The sequence below is a fragment of the Janthinobacterium woesei genome, assembly GCF_051380875.1.
Classification (GTDB): domain Bacteria; phylum Pseudomonadota; class Gammaproteobacteria; order Burkholderiales; family Burkholderiaceae_D; genus Janthinobacterium.
Map to the genome: position 1 here is coordinate 22,446 of NZ_JBNYXW010000009.1, position 19,001 is coordinate 41,446.

Here is a 19,001-nt window from a genome sequence, read left to right on the forward strand (position 1 = left end):
CTGACGAGGCCGGCAGTACCGCCGGCAGCCCGACATCATAGCAATAAAGAGGCCGTTCCAGAGGGAGTTGACCGGTGGTTAGCCTGCCTTTGGCGCCAGTTGGTCGAGTGCGCTGGAGGCGTAGATGTTTTCCTACAGAAACAGCTGTTTTTATGGAAAGTGCTAGACTGGTGGCCTCCTGAGACTGACTTTTATTTCCATGCGCCCCACATTGCTCGCACTCACCTTCGCCGCCCTGTTCGCCACCTTGCCGGCCCATGCGGCTGCCATACCGACGCAAGAGCAAATTCACGCCGCCGTGCAGGCGGGCGTGGCCAAGACACAAGCCAAGACCCAATCGTCCATGCCGATCGCTGTCAAGGTCACCAGTGTGCTGGGCTGCCAGGATACACAGGAAGTGCAAGGCGAGGTAGTTTGCCTGGTCAGCATGAGCGCCGGCATGCGCGATGGCTTTATGGTCTTGCCGCTGCGCAACGATGGCGGCACCTGGGTCGGCGTTGAGCGCAAGCATGCCAAGTTTGCGGGACCATCGCCGGCCGAGGCGCAAGCCATGATCCGCGCCTGGGCCAAGGAAGAAGTGGCGCGGGACCCGGAAGCGGCCAAGGATGCGCAGATGCAAGAAGCGCAGAGCACCATGCAGGTCAAGGCGATCAACGAGTGCGAAGTCAAGCGCAAGACGGGCTATCTGGCGTGCGATAGCGTGCTGAGCGTGCCTAGCCGTCCCGACGACATCAAGACGGAACTCACGTTCATGCTGGAGAGCACGGGCTGGCGCTACGTGCCGCGCTAGGCGAGCACTGTTTTCGGATCACTGTTTTCCCGCCGGACAGCCACGCTGTCCGGCGCGTTATTTCCAATCTCAACGCTCCATCCCGGCGGCCACGCCGCCCCCTGCAATGGTTGCCGATTCGACAGGTAATTCAGAGCACAAAATTGCCCAGTTGAATTAATAATTCAATATTAAAATTAATGTATCGGTGCAGACTGCCACCCCGGCGGTGCCGCCCTGCATTTCCCGCGTTTGCCGTCTGCGCACGGGCTACAGCCAAGGATCCCACCATGCGACTCAATCTTCCCGTCAGCAATGCCGAGATCAATTTGAGCGATACCGAGACCATCGTCTCGGCTACCGACTTGCAAGGCAATATCACCTATGCCAATCCGTATTTCATCGCCATCAGCGGTTACAGTGCGGAAGAATTGATCGGTGCGCCGCAAAACATCCTGCACCACCCGGACATGCCAGTGGAAGCGTTTGCCGATTTCTGGGCCACCATCCGTTCAGGCCGTTCGTGGAGCGGCATGGTCAAGAACCGCTGCAAGAATGGCGATTACTACTGGGTGCTGGCGAATGTGACGCCGGTGGTCGAAGATGGCGTGGCCGTCGGCTACATGTCCGTGCGCACCAAGCCGAGCCGGCAGCAGGTGGCGCAGGCCGCCGCCCTGTACGCGCGCATCAAGGCGGGGCAGGCCGATGGCATCCTCATCAGCCAGGGCGCGGCCGTGCGCACGGGCTGGCTGGCCAAAGTGCTCAGTTTGCGCGACCTGGCGCTGGCATCCTCGCCTTGAACGCGGCCGTGGAAGCGGCGCGCGCGGGCGACCAGGGGCGCGGTTTTGCCGTGGTGGCCGGTGAAGTGCGCAGCCTGGCCCAGCGCAGCGCAGCGCGGCGGCGGCTACGGAAATCAAGTAATTGATCACGGCGTCGCTGGCGCAGGTGCAGGCGGGCGCCAGCAGCGCAGAAATGCTGGGTGCCGTGCAGGGCGTGCACGGCATCATGGCGGAGATCGCTTCCGCCTCGCGCGAGCAAAGCCACGGCATCGGCCAGGTTAACATGGCCGTCACGCAGATGGATGAAGTGACGCAACAGAACGCGGCGTTGGTGGAGGAATCGGCAGCCGCCTCGGCCTCGCTGCAGGATCAGACCTTGCAACTGGAGCAGGCCATGGGCCTGTTCAAGCTGGAACGGCGCCGCGCTACAACAGGCGCCGCTCTGGCCGGGCAGCGCCATTACAAGGCAGGTCGGCGAGCCAGCCGGTCAGCGACTTTTAAAACGTTTCCCACTCACTCTGGCCACTGGCCGATTTGCTGGACTTGGCGGACCTGGCAGCTTTGGGTGCCGTCAAGCGGCTGGCGGCGGGGCGCGCCGGTGCGCGTGATTGGGGGCGGGCAGTGGCATGCAGCACATTGCGCTGCGCCATTTCGTCGAGCTTGAAGGTACTGACCAGTTCGGCCAGGCGCGCGGACTGGTCTTGTAGCGCATTGGCTGCGGCGGCCGCTTCCTCGACCAGGGCCGCATTTTGCTGCGTCACCTGGTCCATCTGCGTGATGGCGTGGTTGACTTCGGCGATGCCCGTGCTTTGTTCCTGCGTGGCCGAGCTGATTTCTGCGACGATGTCGGTCACGCGCTGCACGCCCTCAACCACCTGTGCCATGGTCTTGCCGGCCTTTTCAACGAGCAGCGTGCCGGTATCGACCTTGTCCACCGAATCGCCGATCAGGGTCTTGATTTCCTTGGCCGCCGCCGCGCTGCGCTGGGCCAGGCTGCGCACTTCGGTGGCCACCACGGCAAAGCCGCGGCCCTGTTCGCCCGCGCGCGCCGCTTCCACTGCTGCATTCAAGGCCAGGATATTGGTCTGGAAGGCAATGCCGTCGATCACGCCGATGATGTCGACAATGCGGCCCGATGAGGTATGGATGGCGCCCATGGTGTCGATCACTTGCTGCACCACGGCGCCGCCTTCGGCCGCCACGGCCGAGGCGGACTGCGCCAGCTGGCTGGCCTGGCGCGCATTGTCGGCCGTCTGGTGCACGGTGGACGACAATTGCTCGACTGCCGAGGCGGTTTCTTCCAGCGAACTGGCTTGCTCTTCGGTGCGCGAAGACAGGTCCAGGTTGCCGCTGGCAATTTCCGCCGAGGCGGTGGCGATGGTGTCGGCGCCGGTGCGTACTTCGCGCACCGTATTGAGCAGACTCTGGTTCATTTCCTTGAGCGCCTGCTGCAACTGGCCGATCTCGTCGCCGCTGTCGATGGCGATAGTGCGGCTCAGGTCGCCGCCAGCGACGGCCTTGGCCGCTTCGACGGCATGGCCCAGCGGTGTGGTGATGCTGCGCGCTATCAGCCAGGCGGCGGCCAGGCCGATCAGCAGGGCGGCTGCGCCCAGTGCCAGCATCTGGCTGCGGCCCGAGCGGAAATCGCTGTCGATGTTGACGGCGGCACCGTCGATCACGCCGCGCTCGAACTTGACCAGTTCCCGGATGCTGTCCGAGTACGCTTGCATGGCGGGCGCCATCTTGCTGTCAAACGCGGCGCTGGCGGCGTCATTCTCGCCCGACTCCTTCAGTTTGAAGATCTCGTTGCGGGTGTCGTTGAAGTGCTTGCGCTGCGCCAGCATGGCGTCGAGCACCTTGCGGTCTTCGGCGCCGGTAACGCTCTCCTCCAGTTGCTTCTGGATTTCCGTGGCGCGCTTCGAGTACAGGGCCATCTGTTTCTTGAAGTATTCCTGGATGGCAGGGTCATTGCTTTTGACGACGGCGTCGCTACGTGCGCCATTGCTGTCGATGATGCCGATCCATTCGGCGGCAATGCGTTCGCGAACCAGGTCGCGTTCGACCATGGTGTTGGTGGCACTGCCGATATCTTGCAGGCGGAACACGCCGATCACGATCATTAACGCCATCAGAGCCAGCACGAGGCCAAAACCCAGGCTAAGCCGTGTGCCGATACGTAAGTTTCTTACATTCATAAGTTTTCTTTGTGTAGAAGAGAGGGGATCGGAGAGGAAGAGGTGTTTTGCAACATTTGCCATTTAAGCTATATAGACGATATTGTATATTAAAGTTGTCGTAAGGTAAAAAAACAAGAATATAAAACTCCTATTTATTGCCTTAAGGAAATTGTTTCATTATCATAACGCCCTGCTGCGGCGTATTGCGCCTGGATCTGCTGTTTGCGGCGGTCCATGACCCTCGCCATGTCGCCCCTCAGCCCCTTCCAGTCTTTTCAGGAGAGCACCATGTCAGAACAATCCCCTTCGCGGCGATGGCTCATCAAGAGCCTCGTCTTCATGCCGATCGGTGCCGTCGGTGCTGGCGCCGCGGTGCGCGGCCTGCAGGCCGCCGACACCAGTGGCGCGCCGGCCGGTACGCCCAATGCCTACACGCCAGCCTTTTTCAGTGCCATCGAATGGCGCTTCCTCAACGCTGCCGTCGACCGATTGATCCCGCACGATGAGCACGGTCCCGGCGCCATCGAGCTGGGCGTGCTGGAGTTCCTCGATCGCCACATGCAGACACCGTATGCGGCCGGCGACACCTGGTATATGCAGGGCCCGTTCCTGAAGGCCGCGCCGGAATTTGGCTATCAGGGCAAGCTGGCGCTGCGCGACATCTTGCGCGTCGGCATCAAGGCCGTGGACGGCTATGTCACCAGCCAGAATCCGGGCAAGGTCTTCGCCGACCTTGACAAGAGCCAGCAGGAAGGCTTGCTCAAGGCGGCCGAGAAGGGCGAGCTGAAGCTGGAAGATATCTCGTCCAAGCTGTTCTTTTCCAACTTGCTTGGCGAAGTACGCAATGGCTATTTTGCCGACCCTAAACATGGCGGCAACAAGGACATGGGCGCGTGGAAGATGATCGGCTACCCCGGCATGCGCGCCGATTACCTGGACTGGGTGGAAGTACGCGACAAACCATATCCGATCGGCCCAGTCGATCTCGCAGGACGCAGGGGATAACAGCATGACTATCGTAAAAAACAAAGTAGATGCCGTCATCGTCGGTGCTGGCTGGACCGGTGCCATCATGGCCAAGGAACTGACGGACGCCGGCCTGAACGTGGTGATCCTGGAGCGCGGCCCCGACCGCGACACGCAGCCCGATTTCGCCTACCCGCGCGTGGTCGACGAGCTTGAAGGCTCGGTGCACCGCAAGTACTTGCAATCGCTGTCGAAGGAAACCGTGACCGCGCGCCACGGCATCAACGACACGGCCGTGCCGTACCGGCAGATGGGCTCGTTCAAGCCCGGCACCGGCGTCGGCGGCGCCGGTTCGCACTGGTCTGGCGCGCACTTTCGCGCGCTGCCCGAGGATTTCACGGTGCGCAGCAGCCTGGAGCAGCGCTTCGGCAAGAAATTCATTCCCGCCAACATGACGGTGCAGGATTTCCCTGTCACCTACGACGAACTGGAACCGCATTTCTCGCACTTTGAAGATGTGTGCGGCACCTCCGGCAAGGCCGGCGTCGTCAACGGGCAGGTTCTTGCCGGCGGCAACCCGTTCGAGGGCTCGCGCAAGAAAGAATACCCGCTCGGCCCGAATCCCAACTACCTGGGCGCCGAATGGTTCCACAAGGCCGCCAGGGAGGTGGGCTACCACCCGTTCCCGATCCCGGCCTCGAACGCTTCGGCGGTGTATACCAACCCTTATGGCTGCCAGATGGCGCCATGCAACGCCTGCGGCTTCTGCTCCGACTACGGCTGCCTGAATTATTCGAAGGCCAGCCCGAACATCAGTATCTTCCCGGTCCTGCGCGGGCGCAAGAACTTCGAGCTGCGCACGCTGGCGCAGGTGCTGAAGGTGAACCTGACGGCGGACAAGAAGAAGGCCACCGGCGTCACCTACCTCGACGCGCAGGGCCGTGAGACCGAGCAGCCGGCGGACCTGGTGCTGCTGTGCGCGTTCTCGCTGTTTAACGTGCACATGATGCTGGTGTCGGGCATCGGCAAGCCGTACGACCCGGTCAGCAAGACCGGCACCGTGGGCCGCAACTACTCGTACCAGAACCTGAACCGGGTGGTGATGTTCTTCGACAAGAGCGTGCACGCCAACGGCTTCATCGGCATCGGCGGCGGCGGCGCCACCTTCGACGACCTCAACGGCAACCGCAACGACAGCGCCAAGACCGGCTACATCGGCGGCGGCATCATCTGGGCGCGCCAGCCCGGCGCCGGCCCGGTGCGCGGCATCCAGACCGAGCCTGGCGTGCCGAACTGGGGCAGCGCGTGGAAGAAGGGCGTCAAGGACTCCTTCCTGCACTCGTTCTACTACGAGGTGCAAGGTTCGTGCATGGCATACGACGACGCCTACCTCGATCTCGATCCGACCTACCGGGATGCGTTCGGCCGTCCGCTGCTGCGCATGACCTTCGACTGGCATGACAACGAGATCAAGGCCTCGCAATACCTGGTCGAGAAGGCCACCGACATGTGCAAGGTGCTGGGGCCGAAGGCGATGAAGGGCGACGCCAAGAAGGATGGCTCGCACTACAACATCACGCAGTACCAGTCCACGCACACTTGCGGCGGCGCCATCATGGGCAGCGATCCGACAACGTCGCCGCTGAACCGCTACCTGCAATCGTGGGATGTGTCGAACGTGTTTGCGCCGGGCGCCAACGCTTTCCCGCAAAACAATGGCTACAACCCGACCGGCATGGTCGGCGCGCTGACCTACTGGTGCGCTACGGCGATCCGCGAGCAGTATCTGAAGAACCCCGGCCCGCTGGTGCAGGCATAAGGACAAGCGATGAGAAAAATGACTTCCAAAAAATGCCTGGCCGGCGCCGCCGGTATTGTCGTGCTGGGCCTCGCTGGCGCCTTCGGCTACGCCATGCTGTCCACCTCCACGCGCGCCATCGCGCCGGTAGCGGCCGATGGCGAGCTGGCGGCCCTGATCGATACGGGCCGCTACGTGGCCACCGCGGCCGACTGCATCGCCTGCCACACGGCGCCGGGCGGCAAGCCGTTCGCCGGCGCACTGGCCATGGCCACGCCGATCGGTACCCTGTACAGCACCAATATCACGCCCGACAAGCAGTACGGCATCGGCAATTACAGCCTGAACGATTTTGACCGCGCCGTGCGGCACGGCATGACGCCGCAGGGCGGCACGCTGTACCCGGCCATGCCCTATCCTTCGTATGCGCGCATGACGGATGACGACGTGCGGGCGCTGTATGCTTACTTCATGCAAGGCGTAGCGGCCGTCCCGACGGCTAACCGCGACAGCGACATCGCCTGGCCGCTGTCGATCCGCTGGCCACTGGCCATCTGGCGCAAGACCTTCGCGCCAGCCGTGCCGGACGCGCCTTTGATGCTGTCGAAGTACCAGAATGGCGCCATTGCGCGCGGCGCCTATCTGGTGCAAAGCCTGGGCCACTGCGGCAGTTGCCACACGCCGCGCGCCGCCACGCTGCAGGAGCTGGCGCTGGACGACGGCGACCCGCGCTACCTGTCGGGCGGCCCGGTGATCGACGGCTGGCTGGCCGTCAACCTGCGCGGCGACCAGGCGGCCGGCCTGGGCCGCTGGTCCGAGCAGGACATCGTCGACACGCTGCGTGGTGCACGCAATGCCCGCTATGCCGTGCTCGGCAGTCCGATGGCCGAGGTGGTCAAGCACAGCACGCAGCACTTGACCGAGCCGGATCTGCAAGCCGTCGCCGCTTACCTGAAAACTCTGCCCGCAGCAGCATCGGAGCCGGGCAGTTACCGGGCCAGCAACGATACGGCCCTCGCCCTCAAGGCGGGGCGCGAAGAGGGCAGGGGTGCGCAGTTGTATCTCGATAATTGCGCGGCCTGCCACCGCAGCGATGGCGTGTCGAACGCGAAGGTGTTCCCTGCGCTGGCGGGCAATCCGTCCGTGCTGGCCGGCAATCCGACCTCGCTGATCCGCGTCATCCTGGCTGGCTCGACCTTGCCATCGACGCAAAGCGCGCCATCGAATCTGGGCATGCCGGGCTTTGCCTGGCGCATGACGGATGAGGAAGTGGCGCAGTTGGCCACGTTCGTGCGCCACAGCTGGGGCAACCAGGCGCCGGCCGCCACGGCAAGTGAAGTGGCGAGCGTGCGCAAGGCGGTGCTGCACGAGGCGGCCAAGCCGGCCAAGGTGGAATTGGTCACCGCTTCCTGAGCGGTGCGTGCATGAAAAAATGAGGCGCTTCGGCGCCTCATTTTTTTGCTGCCGTGCAAGGACGGCTTATTGCAGGTGTTATTGCATATGCCAGCCGTGGCTCACCACGATGGATTGTCCGCTCAAGGCTGTCGACGGGAAGGCGGCCAGGAAGACGGCAGTTTGCGCCACGTCTTGCGTGGTGGTGAATTCGCCGTCGATGGTGTCTTTCAGCATCACTTTCTTGATCACGTCTTCTTCGCTGATGTTCAGCTGGGCCGCCTGCTCGGGGATTTGCTTGTCGACCAGCGGCGTGCGTACGAAACCGGGGCAGATGACGTTGGCGCGGATGCCGTCTTTCGCGCCCTCCTTGGCCACCACCTTGGCCAGGCCCAGCAGACCATGCTTGGCTGCAACATAGGCGCTCTTGAAGGGCGAACCTTCGTGCGAGTGCACGGAGCCCATGTAAATGATGGCGCCGCCGCGGCCCTCCTTGATCATTTCGCGCATACAGGCGCGCGTGGTCAGAAAAGCACCGTCCAGGTGGATGGCCAGCATCTTTTTCCACTGCTCGAACGGGTAATCGACGACGGGGCTGATGATCTGGATGCCGGCATTGCTGATCAGGATGTCGATGCCGCCGAAGTGGGCCACGGCATCGGCCACGCCCTTGTCGACCTGCTCTTCGCTGGAGACATCCATGGCGACGGCAAACGCCTGGCCGCCCGCCTGCTTGATTTCCTCGGCCGTCTTGCTGGCCGCTTCCAGGGCCAGGTCGGCGATGACGACCTTGGCGCCTTGTTTCGCGTATTCAATCGCCATTTCCTTGCCGATGCCGCTGGCGGCGCCGGTAATCAGTGCGACTTTGTCCTTGAGTTGCATATTAATCCTTTGCATTACGGGTTGGAGTGATCGTGGGAAGCATAGCCTATGCCAGTATAGCCAGAAAACCTGCTGCGCATGCCAGGAACACGCCTACAAGGCTTGCTGGCGGACCTGTTCGCGCCAGGCGCCGGGATTGGTGCCGGCCCAGGTGCGAAACGCGTGGTTGAAGGCGCTTTGCTCCTGGTAGCCCAATAAAAAGGCGATGTCGACCAGCGACACGCCCGGCTGGCGCAGGTAGTCGCGCGCCAGGCCATAGCGGACCTGGTCCAGCACGGCCTGGAAACTGGTGCCCGCGTCGGCCAGCTTGCGCTGCAGGGTGCGCGGCGTGACGGCCAGTGCGGCGGCCACATCGGCCAGCCTTGCCGCACCGTGGCGCAGGCCGGCGGCGATGGCAGTGCGCACCTGCGCATCGATGCCCTCCACGCTGCCAGCATTGCCTTGGCGCTGCGCCAGCAATTGCTCCGCATGCAGGCATAGCACGGGATACAGGCTGACATCGGCGTTCGGCACGGGCCAGTCCAGTACTTGTGCATCGAACGTGGCCGTGTTGGCGTCGGCGCCGAAGGCGGGCAGGCTGCCCAGCACGCGCACGTATTCGTCGCGGTGCGTGGCGTGGCACAGCAAGTCGCCGCCGCCATCGTGGGTGAACGCCAGCTGGGCCGGCGGCAGCGGCATGCCGGCCAGCCAGTCGCCGCACACGCGGATGCCCGCAAAGACGCTGTCGACCAGGTGCCGGCTGGCGGCCGGGTAGTGGCTGGTCCAGCGGTAATGCGCGAGGGCGCCGTCGCGCAGCAGGGTAGAGCGGCCCAGGTCGTGCGCCAGCCGTTCATAGCGGGCCGTCTGTTCCAGCGCCTGACCCACGTCCTTGCAACTGAGCAAGATCAAGCCATAGGCGCTATACGTGCCCATGCGCACGCGCTGGCCCACGTGCAGGCCGAAATGCGCGTCGCCCGCCAGGCTGGCGCCTGCGTCGAGCAAGCGCACATAGTCGCGCGCGGCCAGGGTGGCCGTAGGCGCCTCCAAGCTGTGCGGCGCCACGCCCGCTGCCTGCGCCAGGGTGGCGCCATCAATGCCATGCGCGCCAGCCGCCTCCAGCAGCGGCTGCAGATAGGCGGCCGCGACCCGCCCTTGCGCGTGGTGGCTGTCAGTGCGTGTCATGATGGAACAATGCGATTGTCATGAAAAACCAATACCCGTCGTCTGTGGCGGCATATGCTATTGATCTGGCAATTAGATCTGGCAAGAAGGTCAGGCAATAGATCAGGCAATAGATCAGGAAAGAACAGTATAGCAAGCCGCCGTGGCGCGCAACTGGGACTGACAAGGGAGCATTGATGCAACGCTGGAATGGCTGGGGGGACGAGAGCATCGTGTATGCGCTGAGCGGGGAGGCGCTGGCATTCCTGGGCGAGCGGCTGGGGCCGGGCAGCCCCAGCGTGGACGCCAGCTTCGAAGACGCTTGCGCGCGGGTGCCCGCTTCGCGCCTGGTGCCGCATCCGCTGATCGATACTGCGCCGGCCACGCGCGTGCGCCATGCGCTGGGTCAAAGCCTGCCCGACTGGTTCAAGCTGCGCCACGGCCGCATCGGTGCCGTGCCCGATGGCGTGGCCTTTCCAGACAGCGCGCAGCAGGTGCGCCAGTTGCTCGACTACGCACGCCAGGCTTGCGTGGCCGTGATTCCACACGGCGGCGGCACCAGCGTGGCCGGGCATTTGACGGTGGCGCCGGGCGCGCGTCCCGTGCTGGCGCTCAGCCTCAGGCATCTGTGCGCGCTGGGCCACCTGGACCGCGAAGCGCAGCTGGCCACGTTTGGCGCGGGCGTGTATGGCCCCGACCTGGAAGCGCAGTTGCGCGCGCACGGCTATACCCTGGGACACTATCCGCAGTCGTTCGAGTATTCGACCCTGGGTGGCTGGATCGCCACGCGCTCGTCTGGCCAGCAGTCCCTGCGCTATGGCCGCATCGAGCATCTGTTCGCGGGCGGCGAAGTGGAAACGCCGGCCGGTACCCTGACGATCCCCACGTTTCCTGCCTCGGCCGCTGGCATCGACCTGCGCGAAATGGTACTTGGCTCGGAAGGCAGGATGGGCATCGTCACGCAGGCCACCGTGCGCATCGTGCCGCTGCCGCCCTATGAAGCGTTCCACGCCGTGTTCTTTGCCAGTTGGGCGCAGGCGCAAGCGGCCGTGCGGGCGCTGGCGCAGGCCGATCTGCAGCTATCCATGCTGCGCCTGTCGAATGCACTGGAGACGCAAACCATGCTGACCCTGGCCGGGCACAAGAAACTGGTGGGACTGTTGGAACGTTATTTGTCCCTGCGCGGCTGCGGCGACGGCAAGTGCATGCTGATGGTGGGCGTCAGCGGGGAAGCGGGGCCGGCGCGCGCGGCCTTGCGTGGCGCCTTGTCGCTGGCGCGGCGCAACAAAGGCGTGCACGTGGGGCGCCACATGGGCGACAAATGGAAGCAGGGGCGCTTTCGCAATGTGTATCTGCGCAATGGCGCCTGGGAGCATGGCTACGTGATCGACACGGTGGAGACGGCCGTCGACTGGCCCCGCGTGACTTTGATGATGGCGGCGCTGGAGCAGGCCGGTACCGCTGCGCTGGCCGCGCATGGCGAGCAAGTGCACGCGTACACGCATCTGTCGCACGTGTACGCGCAGGGCGCCAGCGTCTACACCACCTATGTGTACCGGCTGGCGCCCACGTTCGAGGAAAACATGGCGCGCTGGCGCAGCCTGAAAGACGCGGCCAGCGCGGCCATCGTGGCCAACGGCGGCACCATCAGCCATCAGCATGGCGTGGGCACCGATCACGCGCCGTGGCTGGCGGCCGAAAAGGGCGAGCTGGGTATCGCGGCCATGCGCGCGCTGTTTCGGCAGGTGGACCCGCAGGGCATGATGAATCCCGGTAAATTGCTGCCTGATGCCGGGGCCATATTGTGAACCATGGCTTGCTCAGGGAAGATTTGCCCGCCATCCTGGCGCGCGAGTGGGATGTGCTGATCGTCGGCGGCGGCATCACGGGCGCCGGCATCTTGCTCGAAGCATCGCGGCGCGGCTTGAAAGCCCTGCTGGTGGAACAGCGCGATTTCGCCTGGGGCACGTCGAGCCGCTCATCGAAACTGGTGCACGGCGGCTTGCGCTATCTCAAACAGGGGCAGTTCGCGATGACGCGCGAGTCGGTGCATGAACGGCAAGCCTTGCTGACGGATGCGGCGGGACTGGTCGAGCCGCAAGGCTTTGCCTTTGGCGATTATCTCGGCAGGAAGCCGGGCCGGCGCCAGTTCATGCTGGGCCTGGCCATCTATGACGTCATGGCTGGCCGGCGCGCGCGCCGCTACGTCGATGCGGCGGACTTTGCCATGCTGGCGCCGCACATCGAACGTGAGGGTTTGCGCGGCGGCATGCTGTACCAGGATGCCAAGACGGACGATGCGCGCCTGGTGCTGCGCGTGCTGCAGGAAGCGCGGCGCCACGGCGGCGTGGCCGTCAATTACCTGGGCGTGGACGCCTTGCTGCGCGAGGGGGATGAAAAAACAGGAAAAGTCGTGGGCGCCACGCTGAAAGATGCCGTTGGCGGCGCCACGCCTGCCGTGCGTGCGCGCCTGGTGATCAGCGCCACGGGCGCCTGGGCCGACAACTTGCGCGGGCAAGTGGGTGCGCAGCCGAAACTGCGGCCTTTGCGCGGCAGCCATCTGCTGCTGCCCGCCTGGCGCTTGCCGCTGGCGCAAGCCGTCAGCCTGATGCATCCGCACGATGGCCGCCCCGTGTTTGCCTATCCGTGGGAGGGCGTGACCCTGGTGGGCACCACCGATGTCGATCACGCTGGCAGCCTGGAAAACGAGGCGGCCATCACGCGCGCTGAACTCGCCTATCTGCTCGCCGCATTGCAGTGGCAGTTCCCGCAGCTGGCGCTGGGTGAAAAAGATGTGCTGGCCACGTTTTCCGGTGTGCGCCCCGTGATCGACAGCGGCCAGCTTGACCCGTCAAAGGAAGCGCGCGAACATGCGCTATGGCTGGAAAACGGCTTGCTGACGGTCGCGGGCGGCAAGCTGACGACGTTCCGCGTGATCGCCCTCGACGCGCTGCGCCGCGCCGCGCCGCTGCTGCCAGGCTGGCAGGCGCACTTGCGGCCGTTGCCCATTTTCGACCAGCCAGCACCGCTGGCTGGCAAGGCCATGGCGCTCGATGGCCAACAGCGTGAGCGCCTGCTGGGCCGCCATGGCGCGGCCGCGCAGGCGCTGTGCGATGCGGCGCACGATGGCGAATTGGCGCCGGTGCCCGGCACGCAAACCCTGTGGGCGCAGCTGCGCTGGGGCGCGCGCCAGGAAGATGTGCAGCACCTGGACGACTTGCTGCTGCGGCGCACGCGCCTCGGCCTGCAGCTCGCTGGCGGCGCGCTTGCCATCATGCCGCGCCTGCGCGCCATCTGCCAGGGCGAACTTGGCTGGGACGATGCGCGCTGGGAAGCGGAGCAGGAGCGCTACCTGGCCCTGTGGCGCAGCCATTACAGCGTGCCGCAGGGCGAATGAATAAATGATAAAAAATATAAAAAGGAGAACAGCATCGAGACCATCCTGTTTGACCTGGCGTTGGCGTTGCCATGAGCGCGCCGCTGCATGCCGGTCCCTATATCCTCTCTATCGACAATGGCACGCAAAGCGTGCGTGCGCTGTTGTTTGATAAAGAAGGCAAGCTGGCGGCCAAGGCGCAAGTGTTCCTGGAACCGTATTTTTCCGCGCACCCTGGCTGGGCCGAGCATGACGCCGATGGCTACTGGCAAGCCGTGTGCGAAGCGTGCCAGCAGCTGTGGCGCAGTACAGCCATTGAAAAATCATCGGTGCATGGCGTGGCCGTGACCACGCAGCGCGGCACGGTCGTCAACGTGGACGAGCATGGCGCGCCCTTGCGTGCCGCAATCACCTGGCTGGACCAGCGCAGCACGCGCGACATTCCCCGGCTGGCGCCCTGGTGGCGGGCCATTTTTCGCGCCACGCGCCTCGATGGCACGATCGCGTATTTTCGCCGCGAGGCCGAGATTAACTGGATCGCCGCGCAGCAGCCCGAGATCTGGCGCCGTACGCATAAATTCCTGTTGTTGTCGGGGTTTTTGAACCACCGCCTGTGCGGAAAGTATCTCGATTCGACGGGTTCGCAAGTGGCGTATATCCCGTTCGACTACAAGCGCCACGCCTGGGCCGGGCGCTTCGACTGGAAGTGGCAGGCTCTCGCGCTCAAGCCTTCGATGCTGCCCGAACTGGTCACGCCGGGCACGCGCATGGGCGCCATAACAAAGGCTGCCGCTGCGGCGACGGGCATCCCGGAGGGCACGCCCTTGCTGGCGGCGGCCGCCGACAAGGCTTGCGAAGTGCTGGGCGCCGGCTGCGTCGAGCCGCACGTGGCCTGCCTCAGCTACGGCACCACGGCCACCATCAACACGACGAACCGCAAATACGTGGAAGTGACGCGCTTCATCCCGCCGTATCCGGCCGCCATGCCGGGCGCCTATAGCACGGAAGTGCAGATCTTTCGCGGCTACTGGATGGTCAACTGGTTCAAGGAACAGTTTGGCGACCGCGAACGGGCCGCCGCCGCCGAAGATGGCACGGGACTCTCCGCCGAGGCGCTGTTCGACCGCCTGGTCGACGCCGTGCCACCCGGTTCCATGGGCTTGATGCTGCAGCCGTACTGGAGTCCCGGCATCAAGGTGCCGGGGCCGGAAGCGAAGGGCGCCATGATCGGCTTTGGCGACGTGCATACGCGCGCACACATGTACCGCGCCATCCTGGAAGGGCTGGCATATGCGCTGCGCGAAGGCAAGGAGCGCATCGAACAGCGCAGCGGCATCCCTATCACCGAGCTGCGCATCGCCGGCGGTGGCTCGCAAAGCGACGCCGCCATGCAGCTGACGGCCGATATCTTCGGCTTGCCCGCCGCGCGCGCGCACGTGTATGAAAGTTCGGGCCTGGGCGCGGCCATTGCCGCCGCCGTGGGCCTGGGCTGGCATGCTGACTTTCCCGCCGCCGTGCAAGCCATGACGCGCAAGGGCCGGGTGTTCCAGCCGCATCCCGAGCACCGGAAAATCTATGAACAGCTGTACCGGCGCGTGTACCAGAAGATGTATGCGCGGCTGCAACCGCTATACCGCGAGATCGCGGAAATTACTGGCTATCCTGAAAAGTGAAGGTGAAGGTGAATGTGAAAGCAGCTAGCGCAGGACGAGCGCCTTGACCGTTTCCCAGGCCGTGCTGCCCGAATGTGTGGCGCGGACCTGGTTGCGGCCCCCTTCCTTGGCCACATACAGGGCGCGGTCGGCGGCGACGAACAGTGCCTTGCGGTCGTCCAGCTGGTGCGGGTGGATGGTCGCCACGCCGATGCTGACGGTGATCCAGGGCGAAGTGGCGGAGCGGGGGTGCGGCAGTTGCAGCGCTTCGATGTGGGCGCGGATGGCTTCGGCCAGGTGCAGGGCGCTGTCGGCGTCCGTCTCGGCAAACAGCAGGACGAATTCCTCGCCGCCGTAGCGGGCCGCCAGGTCGCCCGAACGGCCGGCGTGCGAGGCGATGGCCTGCGCCACCTGCTGCAGGCAGCTGTCGCCGGCCGGGTGGCCCAGGCTGTCGTTGTAGAGTTTGAAGTGGTCGACGTCGAGCACCACCAGCGACAGGGCGCTGCCGCCGCGCACGGCGCGCTGCCATTCTTTTTCCAGGAAGCTGTCGAAATGCCGGCGGTTGGCGATCTTTGTCAGCGGGTCGAGGTAGGCGGCGCGCTGCAGTGCGTCTTCCGACTGCTTGTGGTGCGTGATGTCGTGCAGCAGGCCGATATACAGGGGCTGGCGTAGATACATGGGCGTGAGCGTCAGGTCCATGCTCAGCGCCTCGCCATTGCGGTGGCGGATCGCCACTTCGCGCGTGCCGTGGTTGTGCGCCGTTTCCGGATTGGCCGCGTACATGGCAAAATAATCGAGATACTCCTGCGTCTCCAGAGGGCTGAGCAGCTCGCCGATCGAACGTCCGGTCAGTTCGTTTTCGCGGTAGCCCAGGTACTGGTCGCAGGCGGGATTGGTGTACTGGATGCGGCCATCGGCCTCGATGATCAGCAGGCCCTCGGCCATGTTGTTGACGATGGTGCGCAGGCGTTCGGCCTGTTCCTGCTGGGTTTCGTTATTGCTGCGGATCTGCAGCTGGGCGCGCACGCGCGCGCACACTTCGGCCATGCGCAGCGGCTTGCTGATGTAATCGACGGCGCCGCAGTCGAAGCCGGCGACCACGTCTTCCGTTTCCGTCTTGGCGCTCATGAAGATGACGGGGATGCGCTTCGTCAGCGGATGCTGCTTGAGGCGGTAGCACGTTTCGATGCCATCCATGCCCGGCATCAGCACGTCGAGCAGGATCAGGTCAGGGTGGGCGCGCTGGGCGATCGCCAGCGCCCGTTCGCCGGACGTGGCAACGTAAGTCTGATACCCCTGTTCGCTCATGAGCTTGCGCAGCAGCTCAAGGTTGGCCGGCGCATCATCGACAATCAAAATGGCGGCTTCGCGCCGCTGGGGATACCCCACACTGCCTGGACTCATGGTACCGGCCTTTCGGATGTTCTGCGCTGAGCCAGCGTTTGCTGCACTTTCGGTGATGCCGAAGCCCCGCAAGCCATGGCCGCCGAAGATGGCGGCGGACATGGTGGTGACGGAGGTGTTGCCCTGGCCGCAGAGCGCGGACCGTGAGCGCATGTACACGTGTAGTCAAAGGCTGACCGGATTCAAATCTGATACGTTGGCCAAATCATACCGCTTTGCCAATTCTTTGGGTGAAAAATCGACACTCTATAATGCAGTAGAATATTATATTTATGACATTTTTAAAAATAAATGTACGAAGTTGTTGCCGTAAAGACTGTTTTTGAAGGAAAAAGAGACGTGCCGGTGCTGGTGGGGGAAGAGGGGGACGCCCCGCTGGCTGCGGGGCGTGAAGAGCATATTACATTTTTGCGGCGATCAGCTTGCCCAGGATGGCAATACCCTCGCGGATGCGTTCTGGTGGCACCGTCACGAAGGACAGGCGCAGGGTGTGCGTTTCCGGCGTGTTCGCATAGAACGGCGCGCCCGGCACGAAGGCCACCTTGCTGGCGATGGCTTCGTCGAGCAGTTTCATCGCGTCGATGTGTTTCGGCAGGGTGACCCAGATGAACATGCCGCCTTCCGGTTTGGTCCAGCTGACGCCGGCCGGGAAGTGTTCTTCCAGCGCCGACAGCATGGCCTGGCACTGATTGCCGTACAGGCTGCGGATGCTGGGGATATGCCGATCCAGGAAGCCGTCCTTGATCACTTCATGCACCACCATCTGCGTCAGCTGCGAGGTGTGCAGGTCGGCCGCCTGCTTGGCCAGTTCCAAACGGCGTACCAGCGGCAGCGGCGCCACCACGTAGCCGAGGCGGATGCCGGGCGTGAGCACCTTGGAGAACGAGCCCATGTAGATCACGCCATCTGGATTCATGTTGATCATCTTCGGATACGGCTCGCCGCTGTAGCTCAAGGCGCCGTACGGATCATCTTCGATCAGCGGCAGGCCATGGCGGGCGCAGGTTTCCACCAATTCCACGCGGCGCGCCACGGACAGGCTGCGGCCCGTCGGGTTCTGGAAGTTCGGCAGCGCGTACAGGAGGCGCGCGCCATCGGCGACGGGGGCGATGGAGGACGGCACCAGGCCTTCATCATCGGTATCGACGGAAACGAATTCGGGACGGTAGACGGAAAACGCCTGCAGCGCGCCCAGGTAGCTGGGGGTTTCCACCAGCACGCGGCTGCCTTCGTCGATCAGTACCTTGCCCAGCAAGTCCAGCGCCTGCTGCGAGCCGGACGTCATCAGCACCTGTTCCGGCGCGATGCTGCTGCCCGTGCTTGACAGCGAGTCGGCGATCCACTGGCGCAGCGGCAGATAGCCGTCTGTGGGGCCGTATTGCAGGGCCACCTTGCCATTGTTCGACAGGACCTTGTCGAAGGCGGTCTTCATTTCCTCGACGGGGAAGGTGGCGGGCGAAGGCAGGCCGCCGGCAAACGAGATAATTTCAGGGCGCTGCGTGATCTTCAGGATTTCGCGGATGAACGAGCTTTGCAGCTGTTCCGCGCGTTCGGCAAAGCGCCATTGGATCGGATTCGGATTGTCAATTTTCATACGAGTCTCACAGAAGATGCCGAGCTGCGCCGGCTGGTTTTATGGTCCGCTTGTGGCGGCCTTGAACAGGCGCCGCCGGGTAGGCGCCGCCCAAACTGCTGCGGTATTGTACGACGTACTTGTCAGGAAGCCCACTGCGGTGCATCCGCGCCTTATTTCAGCTTGCGTCCGGCCGCCACCACGGCGATCACGGCGCCAGCAAACAGCAGGCTGGCACCCGTCAATGGCTCGCCCAGCAGCACGTTAGCACCCAGCAGGGTGAGGAATGGTTGCAGCAATTGCGTCTGGCCCACGCGCGCCACGCCGCCCAGCGCCATGCCGCGGTACCAGAAAAAAAAGCCGATGAACATGGAAAACACGGAAATATACGCAAAGCCCAGCCAGGCCGCGCCGCTGGCCTGCGCCATCAGCGCGCGCTGCGGCCAGGCATTCCACAGCACCACCGGCAGCACGAACGGCACGGCCAGCAGCAGCGCCCAGGAAATCACATGCTGACCCGGCATGGCTTGCGCCAGGCGCCCGCCTTCCGCATAGCCCAGCGCACCGAGCAGCACGGCGGCGAACATCAGCATATCGGCCAGGTGGAAGCTGCCGCCGCCCTGGCGCAGCGCGAATACCACCACCAGCGCCGTGCCAGCCAGCGCCATTAGCCAGAAACCAGGCGAGGGGCGCTCCTTGCCGCGCAGCACGGCAAACACGGCGGTCGCCAGCGGCAAGATGCCGACCAGCACGGCGCCGTGCGAGGCGGGCAGGCTGCGCATGGCGATCGAGGTCAGCCAGGGGAAGCCCAGCACGCAGCCCAGCGACACCAGCGCCAGCGGCAGCCATTGCTCGCGCTGCGGCAAGGGCGCGCGCCGGTGCCACAGCCACAGGCCCGCCAAGGTGGCCGCCACCAGGGCGCGGCCCAGGGCGACAAAGGTGGGATCGAGTTCGGCCACGGCCAGCCGCGTGAACGGCAGGGTCAGGCTGAAGAGCGCGACGGCGATCAAGCCCAGCAGCAGACCCTTGCGGTCGGCGCTGAGGCGGGGCGGCTGGCTGGCGGGGGCGGCGCTGGCGTGCAATGGCATGGGTT

The 19,001-nt window shown here is 64.4% G+C and carries 15 protein-coding genes and 1 pseudogene; 10 read left to right on the top strand and 6 right to left on the bottom strand.

The window, feature by feature from the left end:
* Positions 1-211 precede the first annotated feature (211 nt).
* The 3 genes and pseudogenes from ACQ4W6_RS11735 to ACQ4W6_RS11745 all read left to right on the top strand — a co-directional run.
* Positions 212-790, top strand: a complete 579-nt coding sequence (locus ACQ4W6_RS11735; RefSeq protein ID WP_436567376.1) for a hypothetical protein — start codon at positions 212-214, stop codon at positions 788-790.
* Positions 791-1,059: 269 nt separating this feature from the next.
* Positions 1,060-1,569, top strand: a complete 510-nt coding sequence (locus ACQ4W6_RS11740) for a PAS domain-containing protein (protein ID WP_436567377.1) — start codon at positions 1,060-1,062, stop codon at positions 1,567-1,569.
* Positions 1,557-1,922: pseudogene (locus ACQ4W6_RS11745) on the top strand (methyl-accepting chemotaxis protein); the annotation flags it as partial. The gene ACQ4W6_RS11740 and the pseudogene ACQ4W6_RS11745, both read left to right, overlap by 13 nt.
* Positions 1,923-2,045: 123 nt before the next feature.
* Here the strand turns inward: ACQ4W6_RS11745 and ACQ4W6_RS11750 are convergent.
* Positions 2,046-3,743: a methyl-accepting chemotaxis protein gene (locus ACQ4W6_RS11750; RefSeq protein ID WP_436567378.1), complete on the bottom strand. Its 1,698-nt coding sequence runs from the start codon at positions 3,741-3,743 to the stop codon at positions 2,046-2,048.
* 270 nt (positions 3,744-4,013) lie between these two features.
* On the opposite strand from ACQ4W6_RS11750, the gene ACQ4W6_RS11755 reads away from it, so the two are divergent.
* From ACQ4W6_RS11755 to ACQ4W6_RS11765, 3 genes are read left to right on the top strand one after another with little or no spacing between them, the layout of a single operon-like run.
* Positions 4,014-4,730, top strand: coding sequence for a gluconate 2-dehydrogenase subunit 3 family protein (locus ACQ4W6_RS11755; protein ID WP_436567379.1), 717 nt, complete (start codon positions 4,014-4,016; stop codon positions 4,728-4,730).
* Positions 4,731-4,734: 4 nt separating this feature from the next.
* A complete protein-coding gene (locus ACQ4W6_RS11760; RefSeq protein WP_436567380.1) occupies positions 4,735-6,510 on the top strand; it encodes a GMC family oxidoreductase in 1,776 nt (591 codons plus the stop codon).
* An 18-nt stretch (positions 6,511-6,528) separates the two neighbouring features.
* The gene (locus ACQ4W6_RS11765) at positions 6,529-7,902 is read left to right on the top strand and encodes a c-type cytochrome (RefSeq protein WP_436567381.1); all 1,374 of its coding nucleotides are present in this window, start codon (positions 6,529-6,531) and stop codon (positions 7,900-7,902) included.
* A gap of 78 nt (positions 7,903-7,980) precedes the next feature.
* Here the strand turns inward: ACQ4W6_RS11765 and ACQ4W6_RS11770 are convergent, their stop codons facing one another.
* The gene (locus ACQ4W6_RS11770) at positions 7,981-8,763 is read right to left on the bottom strand and encodes a 3-hydroxybutyrate dehydrogenase (RefSeq protein ID WP_436567382.1); all 783 of its coding nucleotides are present in this window, start codon (positions 8,761-8,763) and stop codon (positions 7,981-7,983) included.
* Between the two features lie 93 nt (positions 8,764-8,856).
* Positions 8,857-9,924 carry an AraC family transcriptional regulator gene (locus ACQ4W6_RS11775; RefSeq protein WP_436567383.1) on the bottom strand — a complete coding sequence of 356 codons (1,068 nt, stop codon included), beginning with the start codon at positions 9,922-9,924 and terminating at the stop codon, positions 8,857-8,859.
* A 176-nt stretch (positions 9,925-10,100) separates the two neighbouring features.
* On the opposite strand from ACQ4W6_RS11775, the gene ACQ4W6_RS11780 reads away from it, so the two are divergent.
* The 3 genes from ACQ4W6_RS11780 to ACQ4W6_RS11790 all read left to right on the top strand — a co-directional run bounded on the left by ACQ4W6_RS11780 (position 10,101) and on the right by ACQ4W6_RS11790 (position 14,952).
* Positions 10,101-11,711 carry an FAD-binding oxidoreductase gene (locus ACQ4W6_RS11780; protein WP_436567384.1) on the top strand — a complete coding sequence of 537 codons (1,611 nt, stop codon included), beginning with the start codon at positions 10,101-10,103 and terminating at the stop codon, positions 11,709-11,711.
* Positions 11,708-13,300: a glycerol-3-phosphate dehydrogenase/oxidase gene (locus tag ACQ4W6_RS11785; RefSeq protein ID WP_436567385.1), complete on the top strand. Its 1,593-nt coding sequence runs from the start codon at positions 11,708-11,710 to the stop codon at positions 13,298-13,300. The genes ACQ4W6_RS11780 and ACQ4W6_RS11785 overlap by 4 nt, the downstream gene beginning before the upstream one ends.
* Before the next feature lie 71 nt (positions 13,301-13,371).
* Entirely contained in the window at positions 13,372-14,952 is a 1,581-nt protein-coding gene (locus ACQ4W6_RS11790) for an FGGY-family carbohydrate kinase (protein WP_436567386.1), read from the top strand.
* Between the two features lie 24 nt (positions 14,953-14,976).
* Here the strand turns inward: ACQ4W6_RS11790 and ACQ4W6_RS11795 are convergent, their stop codons facing one another.
* Positions 14,977-16,335 (bottom strand): diguanylate cyclase domain-containing protein, encoded by a 1,359-nt coding sequence (locus ACQ4W6_RS11795; protein ID WP_436567387.1) that lies wholly within the window; start codon positions 16,333-16,335, stop codon positions 14,977-14,979.
* Here ACQ4W6_RS11795 and ACQ4W6_RS11800 point away from each other — a divergent pair.
* Positions 16,334-16,648 (top strand): hypothetical protein, encoded by a 315-nt coding sequence (locus ACQ4W6_RS11800; protein WP_436567388.1) that lies wholly within the window; start codon positions 16,334-16,336, stop codon positions 16,646-16,648. The two genes, ACQ4W6_RS11795 and ACQ4W6_RS11800, sit on opposite strands and share 2 nt — an antisense overlap.
* A gap of 87 nt (positions 16,649-16,735) precedes the next feature.
* Here the strand turns inward: ACQ4W6_RS11800 and ACQ4W6_RS11805 are convergent, their stop codons facing one another.
* Entirely contained in the window at positions 16,736-17,929 is a 1,194-nt protein-coding gene (locus ACQ4W6_RS11805; protein WP_436567389.1) for an aminotransferase-like domain-containing protein, read from the bottom strand.
* Positions 17,930-18,081: 152 nt separating this feature from the next.
* A complete protein-coding gene (locus ACQ4W6_RS11810) occupies positions 18,082-18,996 on the bottom strand; it encodes a DMT family transporter (RefSeq protein ID WP_436567390.1) in 915 nt (304 codons plus the stop codon).
* Positions 18,997-19,001: the final 5 nt, after the last annotated feature.

What these genes read in the sequence shown, in the direction of transcription:
- ACQ4W6_RS11740 (WP_436567377.1), top strand. Translation starts at nt 1,060, where the DNA reads ATGCGACTCAATCTTCCCGTCAGCAATGCCGAGATCAATTTGAGCGAT.
- ACQ4W6_RS11750 (WP_436567378.1), bottom strand. Translation starts at nt 3,743, where the DNA reads ATGAATGTAAGAAACTTACGTATCGGCACACGGCTTAGCCTGGGTTTT.
- ACQ4W6_RS11755 (WP_436567379.1), top strand. Translation starts at nt 4,014, where the DNA reads ATGTCAGAACAATCCCCTTCGCGGCGATGGCTCATCAAGAGCCTCGTC.
- ACQ4W6_RS11760 (WP_436567380.1), top strand. Translation starts at nt 4,735, where the DNA reads ATGACTATCGTAAAAAACAAAGTAGATGCCGTCATCGTCGGTGCTGGC.
- ACQ4W6_RS11765 (WP_436567381.1), top strand. Translation starts at nt 6,529, where the DNA reads ATGACTTCCAAAAAATGCCTGGCCGGCGCCGCCGGTATTGTCGTGCTG.
- ACQ4W6_RS11770 (WP_436567382.1), bottom strand. Translation starts at nt 8,763, where the DNA reads ATGCAACTCAAGGACAAAGTCGCACTGATTACCGGCGCCGCCAGCGGC.
- ACQ4W6_RS11775 (WP_436567383.1), bottom strand. Translation starts at nt 9,924, where the DNA reads ATGACACGCACTGACAGCCACCACGCGCAAGGGCGGGTCGCGGCCGCC.
- ACQ4W6_RS11780 (WP_436567384.1), top strand. Translation starts at nt 10,101, where the DNA reads ATGCAACGCTGGAATGGCTGGGGGGACGAGAGCATCGTGTATGCGCTG.
- ACQ4W6_RS11790 (WP_436567386.1), top strand. Translation starts at nt 13,372, where the DNA reads ATGAGCGCGCCGCTGCATGCCGGTCCCTATATCCTCTCTATCGACAAT.
- ACQ4W6_RS11800 (WP_436567388.1), top strand. Translation starts at nt 16,334, where the DNA reads ATGGTACCGGCCTTTCGGATGTTCTGCGCTGAGCCAGCGTTTGCTGCA.
- ACQ4W6_RS11795 (WP_436567387.1), bottom strand. Translation starts at nt 16,335, where the DNA reads ATGAGTCCAGGCAGTGTGGGGTATCCCCAGCGGCGCGAAGCCGCCATT.
- ACQ4W6_RS11805 (WP_436567389.1), bottom strand. Translation starts at nt 17,929, where the DNA reads ATGAAAATTGACAATCCGAATCCGATCCAATGGCGCTTTGCCGAACGC.
- ACQ4W6_RS11810 (WP_436567390.1), bottom strand. Translation starts at nt 18,996, where the DNA reads ATGCCATTGCACGCCAGCGCCGCCCCCGCCAGCCAGCCGCCCCGCCTC.